Here is a 13,935-nt window from a genome sequence, read left to right as displayed (position 1 = left end):
CGGGCGCCGAGAAAACCCCCTAGCTACGGTTCAGGCGCGCAACGGCCAATGCAATTCCACCCAGAACAAACCCGGTGCCCAGCAGCAGGCGCAGGCCCGCGACCTCTCCCAAAAGCACGACGCCACCGGCAATCGCAATGACCGGCACGCTGAGTTGTACGATTGCGGCCACCGCCGGCGAGAGGCGTGGCAGGACGCGGTACCACAACGCGTATCCCAGGCCAGAGGTCACCCCACCGGACAGCGCCGCCAGCAGATAGCCCAGCGGCGTCATCTGCCAAGCGCCGCCCAGCGCCCAAAGCGCAAGCCCGGTGACCGGAAGCGCCACCACAAAGTTGGCAGCGGTCCCCGACAGGGCATCCGGTTCGGATCGCCCGACAATGGAATAGACCGCCCAGCCGATCCCCGCAGCGGTCATCAGGCCAGCCCCGACGGGATCAACCTGAACCGAGCCCGCGGGCCAGAGCACAAAGGCCAGCCCGGCCAAAGCGATGCCCGCGCCAAGCATCTGCCGCGTCGTGGGCGCGGCCCCTGTCATCGTGCCAATCGCAAACATCGTGATCTGGACAACGCCGAACAGGATCAACGCCCCCAGCCCGGCATCCAGCGTCAGGTAGGCCACGGAAAATCCGATCATATAAAGCGACAAAGAGCCCGCCCCAGCAACCCGGCGCCGATTAAAAAGCGGCAGGTTGGCCTTGCGCAGATAAACCAATGCGGCCAGAATCAGCGCCCCGGACAACACCCGAACCACGGCAAACCCGGCCGGGTCGCTGCTGCCGCTGTCTATGGCTAATCGGTTCAGGATCGAGTTCGACGCAAAGGCGCACATGGTCAGGGTGGTGAGCAGAAACAATCGCATATCAACCGCATAGCGGTTTCGCGGCGGCTTGGACACTCACATTCCCGCGCCTCACATGAAAAAACGGGGCCGCCCGAAGGCGACCCCATCTGTTCTTTATCGGGCTTTCCCGGTCGGCTGCTTGGCCGTGCGACCAAACGACTGTCGGGGCCGTCAGAATTCGCCGTAGCGAATTCGACGTGCTTACATCATGCCGCCCATGCCGCCCATGTCGGGCATGCCACCTGCAGGTGCCGCGCCTTCTTTGGCGGGACGGTCTGCAACCATCGCTTCGGTGGTGACCAGCAGGCCAGCAACCGATGCCGCGTCTTCCAGAGCGGTACGGACAACTTTGGCCGGGTCGATGACACCGAACGAGAACATGTCGCCATATTCTTCGGTCTGAGCGTTAAAGCCGAAGGCCGCTTCTGACGATTCACGAACCTTGCCGGCAACTACTGCGCCGTCAACACCTGCGTTCTCAGCGATCTGGCGCAGAGGCGCTTCGATGGCTTTGCGAACGATATTGATGCCAGCGTTCTGGTCAGCGTTTGCGCCTTCCAGAGTTTCCAGTGCTTTACCGGCCTGAACCAGAGCAACACCGCCGCCCACAACAACGCCTTCTTGTACGGCAGCGCGGGTTGCGTTCAGAGCATCGTCCACACGGTCCTTACGCTCTTTCACTTCAACTTCGGTCATGCCGCCGACGCGGATCACAGCAACACCGCCTGCCAGCTTGGCAACGCGCTCTTGCAGCTTTTCACGGTCGTAATCGCTGGTGGTTTCTTCGATCTGGGTGCGGATCTGAGAAACACGTGCTTCGATCTCTGCTTTCTCGCCAGCACCGTCGACGATGGTGGTTTCGTCTTTGGTGATCTCGATCTTCTTGGCGGTGCCCAGCATGTCCATGGTGACGGACTCGAGCTTCATGCCCAGATCTTCGGAGATGACCTGACCGCCGGTCAGGATTGCGATGTCCTGCAGCATGGCTTTGCGGCGGTCGCCGAAGCCCGGTGCTTTGACAGCAGCAATTTTCAGGCCACCGCGCAGTTTGTTGACAACCAGAGTTGCCAGCGCTTCGCCTTCAACGTCTTCCGCAATGATCAAAAGCGGCTTTTGCGACTGGATCACCTGCTCGAGCAGCGGAACCATCGGCTGCAGCGAGGACAGTTTCTTTTCGTGCAGCAGGATCATGCAGTCGTCGAGCTCTGCGATCATCTTGTCTGCGTTGGTGACAAAGTAAGGCGACAGGTAGCCACGGTCGAACTGCATACCTTCGACAACATCGGTCTCGGTTTCCAGACCTTTGTTTTCTTCGACGGTGATAACGCCTTCGTTGCCAACTTTCTGCATCGCGTCTGCGATTTGCTGGCCGATTTCGGCTTCGCCGTTGGCCGAGATGGTGCCAACCTGAGCAACTTCGGCCGAGTCTTTGACTTCGCGCGAAGCCGACTTGATGCCTTCAACAACCTTGGCGGTTGCCAGGTCGATGCCGCGCTTCAGGTCCATCGGGTTAAGGCCAGCAGCAACCTGCTTGAGACCTTCGCGAACGATGGCTTGTGCCAGAACGGTTGCGGTGGTGGTGCCGTCGCCGGCTTCGTCATTGGTGCGGCTGGCGACTTCTTTCACCATCTGCGCGCCCATGTTTTCGAACTTGTCTTCCAATTCGATTTCCTTGGCAACCGAAACACCGTCTTTGGTGATGCGCGGCGCGCCGAAGGATTTGTCCAGAACCACGTTGCGGCCTTTGGGGCCCAGGGTCACTTTAACCGCGTCGGCCAGAACATTAACGCCTGCCAGCATACGGTTACGGGCATCGGTGTCGAACTTGACGTCCTTTGCAGCCATGTCGTTTCTCCTTGAGAAAATGTATTAAGATGAAGATCAGAGAAAGCGCGTGGGCTTACTCGATGATCCCCATGATGTCGCTTTCTTTCATCATCAGCAGCTCTTCGCCGTCGACCTGAACCTCGGTGCCCGACCATTTGCCGAACAGGATCTTGTCGCCAGCTTTCACAGCCATTGCGATCAGTTCGCCGCTGTCCTTGCGTGCGCCTTCGCCGGTTGAGACGACCTCGCCTTCGCTGGGCTTTTCTTTTGCGCTATCGGGAATGATCAGGCCGCCTGCGGTTTTCTCTTCGCTTTCTACGCGACGAACCAGCACACGGTCATGAAGCGGTTTCAATGCCATCTTTGCAGCTCCTTGGGCTCAAAGTTTGTTTATCCTCCCCTCGCCTGTCGACGAGGCGTTAGCACTCATAACTTGCGAGTGATAACGACGCATAGCTAGGGGGTCGAACAAAACGAGTCAACAAGTTGTGCGAATATTTTTCGCACTCAAAATCCACAAACCAACCCGTTTACACCGCGCCTCGGCTGTCTAAGGTGGCGACATTCACATTCAACCAAGGTCATTTCGATGCAAAGACACCAGACTTTCGCGGCTAATATACTGTTTAGTATTGCCATTTTTGGATCATCCATCTCAGCACAAGCGCAGAATCTTACCGAAACGGTCCAAGGCTGGGAGCGCCGCCTTGAGGCGCGTATCGGCGTCCTGCTCTATGAACCCGGCAGCGAATGGAAGGTCTCACACAGGGCTGATGAGCTGTTTCCGATGTCCAGCACTTTTAAGCCGCTCTTGTGTGGCGCAGTGCTAGCAGAGGTCGACGCCGGCACGGAAAGCCTGTCAGAAAACGTCACTTATCAGTCAACGGATCTGGTCGAATACTCGCCGGTCACCGGCGAGCATGTTGTGTCTGGCATGACCATAGATGCGCTATGCGAGGCAACCATCACGATCAGTGACAATACGGCGGCCAATCTGTTGCTGCAGCGTGTCGGCGGACCTGCGGGGCTGACTGAATTCCTCAGGTCAACCGGTGACGACGTCACCCGCCTTGACCGATGGGAAACAGACCTGAATGAAGCCACCCCGGGCGATCCGCGCGACACAACAACGCCCAGCGCCATATTGGCGACGCTGGACCAGCTGTTGTTTGGCGAGGTCCTCTCGGCAGCATCTGCCGCCGAACTGAGGCAATGGATGATCGACGATCAAGTGGCTGACGCGCTGATCCGCGCGCATGTGCCAGAGGGTTGGATCATCGGCGACAAGACCGGAGCGGGCGGCCATGGCAGCCGTGCAATCGTCGCCTTTCTGGAAACCGCCGATGCCCGAACCTATCTGGCCGCCATCTATCTGACTGAAAGCGACGCGCCCTTCCCCGAGCGCAACGCTGTGCTGTCAGACATCGGTCGCGCCATGATCGCCGAGATCAACGCGCGCGCGGACTGACGCGCCAGAGGCGTCGGCTAGTCCGCATCTTCCCAGCTGTAGGCCCAGTGTTTCAGCCCTTCGGCCCCGGATGCGGACAGCGCATAGACGCCTTTTTCCACCTTATCGAACCAACCATAGTGATTATCACGCATGAGGCGCGTGGCCGCGACAACGCCGGTCGATCTGGCAACCTCGGCCCCTTTGGTCGCGCCGCATTCAGCCAGATGCGCCGCACATTTCAGCGCGTCTTGCCGATAGGCCGTGACAATCCCGTGCCGGGTGGCGCCACCCGCATTGGGGTCACCTTCCAGCCGGTCAAATTCGCGCAGCAGACGCCCGGCCCGCGCTTTGCTCTTGCGCGGCGCATAGGGACCGGGGTCGCATTGCACCTCGACCCGCCCGTCAGGCCGAACAGTGATCAGCCCCAGACCCAACCGACGGCAAAGAGCCAGATTATCCCGCAGCGCCCGCCGCGCGCTGCGCCCTTTGGGCTTGCACACCGCGATATAGACCTGATCGGTCACCTTCAGCCGGGCGATGGCCTGATGAAACAGAGCCAGCGAAAACCTGAGCTTCAGCTCAACAATCACCGGCGCGTCCCCGTCGCGCACGGCCACAACATCCGCCGCCCCGACCTCGCCCTTGACGGTGTATCCCTGCCGTTCCAGCAATGCCTTTACCGGCGGATAGAGATCTTGTTCGCGGTCCATGCGCGCATGCTATGCGGTTTGGGGGGAATTACCAGACGTCGTTGATGCAAGCCCTCAAATCAGATGGCTTGCGCCTTTGGGATGAGGCGGGCATCAATACCCGTAAGACGCTTCTTACCTTTCATCGAGGCAACACTCATGCGCTTGCTCAGCCTACTCTTTGGCCTTCTGCTGCCCCTGCCCGTCTTTGCGGCCTGCGAGGGCCGCGATCTGCGGCTGGACATGACCGCGGACCAGCGCGCACAACTGGATCAGGCCGTCAGCGAGATCGTCTTTCCAGAAGGCAATCACTGGATTGCGCGCAAAGGCGACGCCGTTCTGCATCTGATCGGTACCCTGCATCTGAATGACGCGCGCATGGGTGCCGTGGTTGAACGGCTGACCCCTACCCTGACCCAGGCGGATGCGTTCTATTTTGAGGTGACTCAGGACGAGATCGAGGCCTTTCAAAAAAACCTGCAGAAGGACTTTAGCCCGGTTCTGATCACATCGGGCCCAACTCTGATCGAACTGATGGAAGAGGACCAGTGGGCCCTCTTCGCCGATGCCCTAGCCGAGCGCGGCATTCCCGGCTGGATGGCCGCCAAGATGCGGCCCTGGTTTCTGAGCTTGATGCTGGGCCTGCCCCCATGCCTGACGACAACACCAGACGCAGATCGCGGCATGGATCAGCGTCTGGCCGAACTGGCCGAGGCGCATGACATTCCCCAGTACTCGCTGGAAAGCATCGGCGAAGTCATGGCCATGTTCGACAGCCATCCGATCGAGGAACAGGTGCAATCGCTGATCCGGCTGTCCGCTGCATTGCAGGCAGGCGACGATCATCTGATCACCATGGCCAACGCCTATATGGAAGAAAACCACGCCGAAATCCTGCAACTGGCCAAGCTGCAGGGGATCGAAGCTTCGGGGCTGACGCCAGAAGAATTCAATGCCGAATGGGGCAGCTTCGAAGACATGCTGCTGATACAGCGCAACGCGAACTGGATGGAGCAGATTCTCAGGATGCAGGACCAGACCGTTGTCATCGCGGTCGGCGCAGGCCACCTGAGTGACGAATACGGGTTGCTGAACCAGTTGCAGCAGGCCGGATACGCGCTGGAACGCGCGCCGTTCTGAACCCGCAGGACCAACCGCCGCAGACAGCCGTCTGGCAGGGTGACAAACCTGCCTGCCCCGCCTATAAGGCGCGCAAATTCAAATCCTCAGGACGCAGATATGACACTCCAAGTTTTTGGCCACAAATCCCCCGACACCGACTCGACCGGATCACCCATCCTCTGGGCCTGGTATCTGAACGAGGTGAAAGGCGAACAGGCCACGCCCGTGTTGCTGGGTGAACCCAACACCGAAGCCGCCTTTATGCTGCAACGCTGGGACCTGCCCAAGCCGCAGATCATCGACGACGTGGCCGAGGATGCGCCGGTTGTCATCGTGGACACCAACAACCCCGCCGAGCTGCCCGCCAGCATCAACAGCGCTGATATCCGCGCCATTATCGACCACCACAAACTGGTCGGGGGTCTGGAAACCAAAGGCCCCATCGACATCACCGTGCGCCCACTGGCCTGTACCGCCACCATCATGGTGGACCTGATCGGCGACGACCTTGCCAAAGCACCCGAGGCCGTCAAAGGCGCGGCGCTGACCTGCATCCTGTCTGACACGCTGGAATTCCGCTCGCCCACTACCACGGATCACGACCGCGCCGTTGCCGAGCAACTGGCCGCTGATCTGGGTCTGGACATCCCGTCTTATGCGGCAGAGATGTTTGCGGCGAAATCCGATGTCTCGTCTTTCTCGGATGCCGAGCTGCTCCGCATGGACAGCAAGGAATACGAGGTCGACGGCACCAAGTTCCGCGTCTCGGTTCTGGAAACCACGGCGCCGGGCGTTGTGCTGGACCGCAAGGACAGCCTTGCCGCATCGATGGTCGACGTCGCCAAAGAAGATGGCGTGGATCAGGTGCTGCTCTTTGTTGTCGACATCCTGAACGAAGAGGCAACGCTGCTGGTGCCCAACGATCTGGTCAAATCGGTCGCCGAGAAAAGCTTTGACGCGAATGTCGACGGCGACGCGGTGGTTCTGCCCGGTGTCATGAGCCGGAAAAAACAGATCATCCCGAACCTCAAGGTCTGATCAATCAAAGGGCGCCCCATGCGGGCGCCTTTTTTGTCGGGGCAGAGCCCCCTCTGGCCAAACCGCACCACCTCTGCCATAGGCCGGATGATCCTGCCCGCTACCCGGAAAGTACAGCCATGACCCAGATCGTCACAACACTCGCCGAAATCTCTGACCGCTATAAGGCGCTGTTTGTAGATCTCTGGGGCTGCGTTCACAACGGCATCACCGCCTATCCCGAGGCGGTCACCGCCCTGCAGGCCTATCGCGCGCGCGGTGGCAAAGTGGTTCTGGTCACAAACTCTCCCAAACCGCGCGCCGGCGTGGCCGAGCAGCTGACGCATTTCAATGTACCGGCGGACTGTTATGACACGATCGCCACCAGTGGCGATTCAGCCCGTTCAGCAATGTTTCGCGGGGCCGTGGGTCAAAAGGTCTATTTCATGGGAGAATGGGAGCGCGATGAGGGGTTCTTTGAGCCGCTGAAGCTGCTTGACCACCCGCTGCATATCGAGCGTGTACCGCTGGACCAGGCAGAAGGCATTGTTTGCTGCGGGCCGTTCGACACCATGGCGGACCCGGATGTGAATCGCCCGGATTTCCTCTATGCCAAGCAAAAAGGGCTCAAGCTGCTATGCGCAAACCCCGATATCGTCGTCGACCGGGGCGAGGTACGCGAATGGTGCGCTGGCGCATTGGCGCGGCTTTACGCTGAAATGGGGGGCGAAAGCCTGTATTTCGGGAAACCGCATCCGCCAATCTATGATCTGGCCCGTCGCCGCCTGCATGCGCTGGGCACGGATGTCGACGATTCCGAGATTCTGGCGATCGGCGACGGCCCGCATACCGACATAACCGGCGGCATGGGGGAAGGGATCGATTCCCTGTTTATCACCGGCGGATTGGCTGCATCCGAGACAAAAACGTCATACCAGCCCGACCCCGATGCTCTAACCAACTATATTAAAAAAGAAAAAGTCAATCCAACTTATTCTATCGGGCGATTGCGATAGCAAAAAGGGTCTTGATTTTCTGCAACTGCGAAGTAATAAAGTTACCAACCTGAGGTCATGGGTGATTTTTTGTTTCATGACCAGCACTGAGTGAGGGCACCATGTTGGACAATCTTCCGCGCGGAACAATCTGTATCGAAGACATCGAAATGGGTATGACACGGCACCTGCGCAAAGTGGTGACCGATGAAGATATCGAAATGTTTGCCCAGGTGTCGACCGACAGGAACCCGGTTCATCTGGACGATGACTATGCCCGCGACACGATCTTTGAAGGCCGTATCGCCCATGGCATGCTGACCGCTGGCCTGATCTCGGCCGTTATCGGTGAACAGCTTCCGGGCCACGGCACGGTGTATATGGGCCAGTCACTCAAGTTTCTGGCGCCTGTGCGTCCCGGCGACATGGTCTATGCCGAGGTTAAGGTGATCGATATCGACTTTGCCAAACGTCGCGTAAAGCTGGATTGCCACTGCGCGGTTGGCGGCAAGAAGGTGTTGATCGGCGAAGCAATGGTGCTGGCGCCGTCCCGTAAATTCGACTAATCCCCTGACCGCATTCCATCGCACAAATGAGCAGGCTCTTTTCGGCCTTGCTCATTTGATATGGATCATGGGCAGCGCAGCCGTCGGCGCACATGCTGAAATTCGGTATTTAGCTGAATTGCATGTGTGACAAGAGATGGCTGCGACCAACAAAGACAAACTGCTCGACATCAGCGACAAGGAATTCCGCAAGCTTGAAAAGCTGATCTCTGGCATATCCGCTGAGCAGGCCATGGTGCCAGATGAGGACGCGGTTACGATCAAGGATGTCATCGCCCACCGCGCCCATTGGATCGATCTGTTTCTGGGGTGGTATGCGGATGGTCAGGCCGGTGTTGAGGTTCATTTTCCTGCCAAGGGCTATAAGTGGAACGAGCTAAAACGCTATAACGCTGAGCTACGCGAAAGACAGAAAGATCTGGGCTGGGAAGAAGCCGTGGAGGCTGTGCAGGATCGATACGCAAAGCTGACCGACTTCATTCAATCACTGCCACAAGACGCCTTGTATGGTGGCCCCATGAATGGCGCGCGCAATGACTGGACCACTGGGCGCTGGGCCGAAGCCGCAGGCCCGAGCCATTTTCGGTCGGCAGCCAAATACATTCGCGCCCGACTGCGGGCGATGTAGGGCGATTGCAGTTGCGGGGTGCCAGAGCGGGCACCCTACATAAATCAGACGCTTGAACCTGCCCCGTTGTCCCGCTAGGCACTCTGCATGCAGATCATCCGGGACTTCCAGTTTGTCGAGCCAGAGAACCGAGGCGCCAGCGTTGCGATCGGTAATTTCGACGGTGTGCATCTTGGACATCAGTCAGTCATCGATCTGGCCCGCAATGCAGCACCGGATGCGCCACTTGGCGTGCTGACCTTTGAGCCGCATCCACGCGAGTACTTTGCACCCGACGCCCCTCCCTTTCGCCTGATGCAACGCAATGCGCGGGCACATCGGCTGGAAAAGCTGGGGGTCCGGAAGCTCTATGAGCTGCCCTTCAACGCAGCATTGGCGGGGCTGACGCCGGAAGAGTTTGCGCAAAACGTCATCTGCGATGGACTAGGGCTGGCCCATATCGTGGTCGGCGCTGATTTCTGTTTCGGCAAAAGCCGCAGCGGCACTGCGCAGGACATGGCACGATTTGGCCGCGAGATGGGCTTTGGGGTCACGATTGCGCCCCTGATGGCCCGGTCCGAGAATATCGTGTCGTCCACCGCGATCCGCACCGCGCTGAGCGACGGCCGACCTCGTGATGCGGCAGCAATGCTGGGGCACTGGCACCGTATCGAAGGCGAAGTTGTGGGCGGTGAACAGCGCGGGCGCGAATTGGGCTTTCCCACGGCCAATATGTCGATCGAAGGGCTACACCCGCCGAAATTCGGCGTCTATGCGGTGCTGGTCGATGTTCTGGATGGCCTGCATCAAGGCAGCTATTGCGGCGCGGCATCAGTAGGTACACGCCCAATGTTCAATGGCGAGGTGCCCAATATCGAAACCTTCCTGTTCGACTTTTCGGGCGACCTGTATGGGGCGACGCTGTCGGTCGGGCTGGTCGAATATCTGCGTCCGGAGCTGACCTTTGACGGGTTGGATGCGCTGATTGCCCAGATGGATGCGGATTGCGATCAGGCGCGCGCGCTTTTGGCGGCGCTATGACCACGGATCCGATTGAACGGGCGGGATTGCCGACGCGTTTCTGGGAACGCAAACCGCTGCGCAAGCTGAACAACCGCGAGTGGGAGGCACTGTGCGACGGCTGTGGCAAATGCTGCCTGAACAAGCTGGAAGATGAAGACAGCGGTGAGGTAGCGCTGACTTGCGTGGCATGCCGTCTGCTGGATGATGAGAGCTGCCGCTGCACCCAATACGACATTCGGCATCAGTTCGTACCCGAATGCATCGTGATGACGCCCGACAATATTGACCAGCACGCCTATTGGCTGCCGCAGACCTGCGCCTATCGGCTGCTCTGGGAGGGCAAACCTCTTTACGACTGGCACCCGTTGCTGTCTGGTACGCCCGACAGCGTCCATGCGGCGGGCGTGTCGGTTCAGGGGCGAACCGTCTCGGAATTTGAAACCCCATTGGAAGAGTGGGAAGACCATATAATCGAGGAGCCTATCTGATGCATTTCGCCTCTGACAATTCCGGGCCGGTTCATCCTGAGGTTCTGGCCGCGCTGGCTGAGGCTAATCAGGGGTATCAGATGGCCTATGGGGCTGATGACCTGATGGATGAGGTGCGCACGCGCATTCAAGACATCTTTGAAGCGCCAGAGGCGGCGGTCTATCTGGTGGCGACAGGAACGGCGGCAAACTCATTGGCGCTGGCGACATTGGCGCAACCCTGGGACACGGTCTTCTGCTCGCCGGTTGCCCATATCCACGAAGATGAATGCAACGCGCCAGAGTTTTACAGCGGCACCAAACTGACGCTAGTGCCGGGCGGCGATAAAATGAGCGCCGAGGCGCTGCGCGGTGCGATCCTTACCGAAGAGACACGCGGCGTGCATGGCCCCCAACGCGGGCCGGTGTCGATCACGCAGGTCACCGAACGGGGCTCGGTCTATACACTGGCCGAGCTGGAGGCCCTCTGCGCTGTCGCTAAAAAGTTTGGCCTGCCCGTCCATCTGGACGGCGCACGCTTTACCAATGCGCTGGTGGCGCTGAATTGCTCGCCCGCTGAAATGACCTGGAAAGCAGGTGTCGACGCGGTGAGTTTCGGCGGCACCAAAAACGGCCTGATGGGGGTCGAGGCGGTGATCCTCTTTGATGCAGACAAAGCGCGGGAATTCGAGCTGCGGCGCAAACGCGGCGCGCATCTGTTTTCCAAACATCGCTATCTGTCGGCCCAGATGGCGGCCTATCTGCGGGATGATCTGTGGCTGACATCAGCGCGTCAGGCGAATGCAAACTGCGCGCGGTTGGTTGACGGGCTGCGGGCCGCCGAGGCCGACTTCCTGCATGAACCACAGGCGAATATGGTCTTTGCCAGTTTCCCGCGCAGCACCCATCGCCGCCTGCACGACGCGGGCACTGCGTATCACCTGTGGGGCTGCGAGCTGGAGGGGGCCGACGAAGACGAGATGCTGGCCTGCAGACTGGTGTGTGATTGGTCCATCACTGCCGATCAGATCGACGCATTCTTGGAATTGCTGTGATCCGACGGGGACACTGCCCCGTCGCGGCAGACAGTGTGCCCTTACCCTTTTAGAGCAGCCAAATGGCGGTCAAGGTCGTCCAGCCGATCCTGACCCCAGAACCGCTGCCCATCCTGAGTGATATAGAACGGCGCACCAAAGACACCGCGGTCCACGGCCTCTTCCAGATTAGCCGCATAGGTTTCGGCACCGACCAGCAGGCCGCTGTCGGCCAGATCGGGATCAAACCCCGCCTGTGTCAGGCATGCACGGATCACATCATCCTGCGCGATGTCTTTATCCTCGGCCCAGCAGGCGCGCAGGATCGCGTGGCAGAGCGCGCCCACATCCCCTGATCCGTCGCGAATTGCGGCGATGATCGCATAAGAGGAAGGTGCAGCGTTGGTGGGCCAGTGCGCCGGTTGCAGGTTGAAGTCTATACCCAGATTCTGGGACTGACGCTGCAGCTCTTGCGCCCGGTATTCGATGCGCGACACATGCCGGTCTTTCGGCGGCGTCCCTCCGGTTCGGCCGAACAGGGCAACGATGTCCATCGGCTTATATGCAATGGTCGCGCCGTGTTTTGCCGCAACCTGCTCCAGACGCGTGCCAGCAAGATAGGAATAAGGCGACAGTGTCGCAAAAAAGTAGTCAATGTCGGCCATGTGTATTTTCTCCGCTGCGTTATCTTTGCGGAACGGTAAGGCCATGCTAAGCGGTGTCAACATCACGAATCTGTCACATTTGCCATTGCTGCCCGGGGAAAATCAGCCGATGCCGACACTTCACGAACCCAAGCTTATCGCTGGGAACGCCAATCTTCCTTTAGCCGAAACCATCGCACGCCGCATGAGCCTGCATCGCGGCGTCGATCAGGGTCTGGTCGATGCACGGGTCGAAAGGTTCAATGACGGCGAGATATTCGTCGAAGTGTTCGAAAATGTCCGCGGTGAGGATATGTTCATTATCCAGCCGACCTCGAACCCGGCCAACGATAACCTGATGGAACTGCTGATTATCGCCGATGCGCTCCGCCGGTCATCCGCTGACCGGATCACCGCAGTGATCCCCTATTTCGGCTATGCTCGCCAGGACCGCCGCACCAAGGCCCGCACACCGATCAGCGCCAAGCTGGTGGCCAATATGCTGACCGGCGCAGGGATCGAACGTATCCTGACTATGGACCTGCATGCAGCGCAGATTCAGGGCTTTTTCGATATGCCGGTGGACAACCTTTATGCCTCGCCGATCTTTGCACTGGACGTTAAAAACCAATTCAAAGACCGCATGGATGAGTTAATGGTTGTGTCCCCCGATGTGGGCGGCGTTGCCCGGGCCCGTGAGTTGGCAAAGCGGATCAACGCACCGCTGTCGATCGTCGACAAGCGCCGCGAAAAGGCTGGGGAAGTCGCAGAAATGACCGTGATCGGCAATGTGACCGACAAGATCTGTCTGATTGTAGATGACATTTGCGACACCGCAGGAACACTGTGCAAGGCAGCGCAGGTGCTGATCGATAACGGGGCCAAAGAAGTGCATTCATACATCACGCACGGTGTAATGAGCGGCCCGGCGGTCGAGCGTGTGACCAATTCGGTCATGAAATCGCTGGTGTTGTCGGACACGATCCAACCGACGCCTGAGATTACCGAAGCCGCGAACATCCGCATCGTGCCGACCGCGCCGATCTTTACGCAGGCGATCCTGAACATCTGGAACGGCACAAGCGTTTCGTCCCTGTTCGAAGACAAGACGCTGACGCCGATCTACGAGTCGCTCTATCACATGGATTGATCGAACGGGGCGGTTGGCAACAGTCGCCCTTTTGTGCACAAGAAAGCAGGTCCCAAGATGACAAGCTCGAAACGTGTTGTTCTGTCCAGCGATCACGCCGCCATCGAGTTGCGGCAGATCATCGCCGCGCACATTACCGACCAAGGCTGGGAGGTCGTGGATATTGGGCCGACCAGCCCTGAAAGCACGCATTACCCCTTGCATGGTCAAGCGGCTGCACAGGCCGTAACCTCGGGTGATTGCACGCTCGGGATTATTCTGTGTGGCACCGGACAGGGGATCATGATGGCCGCAAACAAAGTCCCCGGCATCCGCTGTGGGGTTTGTTCAGACAGCTTTTCAGCTCGGATGATCCGCCAGCACAATAATGCAAACATGTTGTCCATTGGTGCGCGTGTTGTTGGCCAAGGCACGGCGCTGGATATTGTAGATGCGTTTTTGTCGACCGAGTTCGAAGGGGGCCGACACACAACGCGCGTGGACATGATTGAGGCATAGAC

General features: G+C 59.1%; 16 protein-coding genes. 11 read left to right on the top strand and 5 right to left on the bottom strand.

Features of this window, described 5'->3' with window-relative positions; all coding sequences use genetic code 11:
- Nucleotides 1-19: 19 nt before the first annotated feature.
- The 3 genes from ACR0I7_RS00755 to ACR0I7_RS00745 form a co-directional block, all read right to left on the bottom strand.
- On the bottom strand, nt 20-862 hold the full coding sequence (locus ACR0I7_RS00755; protein WP_480507442.1) for a DMT family transporter: 843 nt from the start codon (nt 860-862) through the stop codon (nt 20-22).
- A 183-nt stretch (nt 863-1,045) separates the two neighbouring features.
- Nucleotides 1,046-2,689 (bottom strand): chaperonin GroEL, encoded by a 1,644-nt coding sequence (gene groL / locus ACR0I7_RS00750; protein WP_480507440.1) that lies wholly within the window; start codon nt 2,687-2,689, stop codon nt 1,046-1,048.
- A 55-nt stretch (nt 2,690-2,744) separates the two neighbouring features.
- A complete protein-coding gene (locus ACR0I7_RS00745) occupies nt 2,745-3,032 on the bottom strand; it encodes a co-chaperone GroES (RefSeq protein ID WP_480507438.1) in 288 nt (95 codons plus the stop codon).
- Nucleotides 3,033-3,260: 228 nt separating this feature from the next.
- On the opposite strand from ACR0I7_RS00745, the gene bla reads away from it, so the two are divergent.
- The gene (gene bla, locus ACR0I7_RS00740; RefSeq protein ID WP_480507436.1) at nt 3,261-4,139 is read left to right on the top strand and encodes a class A beta-lactamase; all 879 of its coding nucleotides are present in this window, start codon (nt 3,261-3,263) and stop codon (nt 4,137-4,139) included.
- Between the two features lie 17 nt (nt 4,140-4,156).
- On the opposite strand, the gene ACR0I7_RS00735 is transcribed toward bla, so the two are convergent.
- Nucleotides 4,157-4,831 carry a DUF2161 domain-containing phosphodiesterase gene (locus ACR0I7_RS00735; RefSeq protein WP_480507435.1) on the bottom strand — a complete coding sequence of 225 codons (675 nt, stop codon included), beginning with the start codon at nt 4,829-4,831 and terminating at the stop codon, nt 4,157-4,159.
- 138 nt (nt 4,832-4,969) lie between these two features.
- Here ACR0I7_RS00735 and ACR0I7_RS00730 point away from each other — a divergent pair, with 138 nt between their 5' ends.
- The 8 genes from ACR0I7_RS00730 (at nt 4,970) to ACR0I7_RS00695 (ending at nt 11,662) form a co-directional block, all read left to right on the top strand.
- Nucleotides 4,970-5,950, top strand: coding sequence for a TraB/GumN family protein (locus ACR0I7_RS00730; protein ID WP_480507433.1), 981 nt, complete (start codon nt 4,970-4,972; stop codon nt 5,948-5,950).
- 99 nt (nt 5,951-6,049) lie between these two features.
- A complete protein-coding gene (locus ACR0I7_RS00725; RefSeq protein ID WP_480507431.1) occupies nt 6,050-6,970 on the top strand; it encodes a manganese-dependent inorganic pyrophosphatase in 921 nt (306 codons plus the stop codon).
- A gap of 119 nt (nt 6,971-7,089) precedes the next feature.
- On the top strand, nt 7,090-7,965 hold the full coding sequence (locus tag ACR0I7_RS00720; RefSeq protein ID WP_480507429.1) for a TIGR01459 family HAD-type hydrolase: 876 nt from the start codon (nt 7,090-7,092) through the stop codon (nt 7,963-7,965).
- 101 nt (nt 7,966-8,066) lie between these two features.
- On the top strand, nt 8,067-8,510 hold the full coding sequence (locus ACR0I7_RS00715; RefSeq protein WP_480507427.1) for a MaoC family dehydratase: 444 nt from the start codon (nt 8,067-8,069) through the stop codon (nt 8,508-8,510).
- A gap of 136 nt (nt 8,511-8,646) precedes the next feature.
- Nucleotides 8,647-9,138 carry a ClbS/DfsB family four-helix bundle protein gene (locus ACR0I7_RS00710; protein ID WP_480507425.1) on the top strand — a complete coding sequence of 164 codons (492 nt, stop codon included), beginning with the start codon at nt 8,647-8,649 and terminating at the stop codon, nt 9,136-9,138.
- A gap of 87 nt (nt 9,139-9,225) precedes the next feature.
- Entirely contained in the window at nt 9,226-10,158 is a 933-nt protein-coding gene (locus ACR0I7_RS00705; RefSeq protein WP_480507423.1) for a bifunctional riboflavin kinase/FAD synthetase, read from the top strand.
- Nucleotides 10,155-10,628, top strand: a complete 474-nt coding sequence (locus tag ACR0I7_RS00700) for a YcgN family cysteine cluster protein (RefSeq protein ID WP_480507421.1) — start codon at nt 10,155-10,157, stop codon at nt 10,626-10,628. The genes ACR0I7_RS00705 and ACR0I7_RS00700 overlap by 4 nt, the downstream gene beginning before the upstream one ends.
- A complete protein-coding gene (locus ACR0I7_RS00695) occupies nt 10,628-11,662 on the top strand; it encodes a threonine aldolase family protein (RefSeq protein ID WP_480507419.1) in 1,035 nt (344 codons plus the stop codon). The genes ACR0I7_RS00700 and ACR0I7_RS00695 overlap by 1 nt, the downstream gene beginning before the upstream one ends.
- 41 nt (nt 11,663-11,703) lie before the next feature.
- On the opposite strand, the gene ACR0I7_RS00690 is transcribed toward ACR0I7_RS00695, so the two are convergent.
- Nucleotides 11,704-12,306: a DsbA family protein gene (locus ACR0I7_RS00690; RefSeq protein WP_480507417.1), complete on the bottom strand. Its 603-nt coding sequence runs from the start codon at nt 12,304-12,306 to the stop codon at nt 11,704-11,706.
- A gap of 109 nt (nt 12,307-12,415) precedes the next feature.
- Between ACR0I7_RS00690 and ACR0I7_RS00685 the strand changes: the two genes are divergently transcribed.
- Together ACR0I7_RS00685 and rpiB are read left to right on the top strand one after the other, a co-directional pair.
- On the top strand, nt 12,416-13,435 hold the full coding sequence (locus ACR0I7_RS00685; protein WP_480507415.1) for a ribose-phosphate pyrophosphokinase: 1,020 nt from the start codon (nt 12,416-12,418) through the stop codon (nt 13,433-13,435).
- Between the two features lie 57 nt (nt 13,436-13,492).
- Nucleotides 13,493-13,933 carry a ribose 5-phosphate isomerase B gene (gene rpiB, locus ACR0I7_RS00680; protein ID WP_480507413.1) on the top strand — a complete coding sequence of 147 codons (441 nt, stop codon included), beginning with the start codon at nt 13,493-13,495 and terminating at the stop codon, nt 13,931-13,933.
- Nucleotides 13,934-13,935 lie beyond the last annotated feature (2 nt).

It is taken from the genome of Ruegeria sp. AM1 (assembly GCF_056540745.1).
Note: the sequence above shows the minus strand (reverse complement) of the source record. Positions and strands in the feature narration are given on the sequence as shown.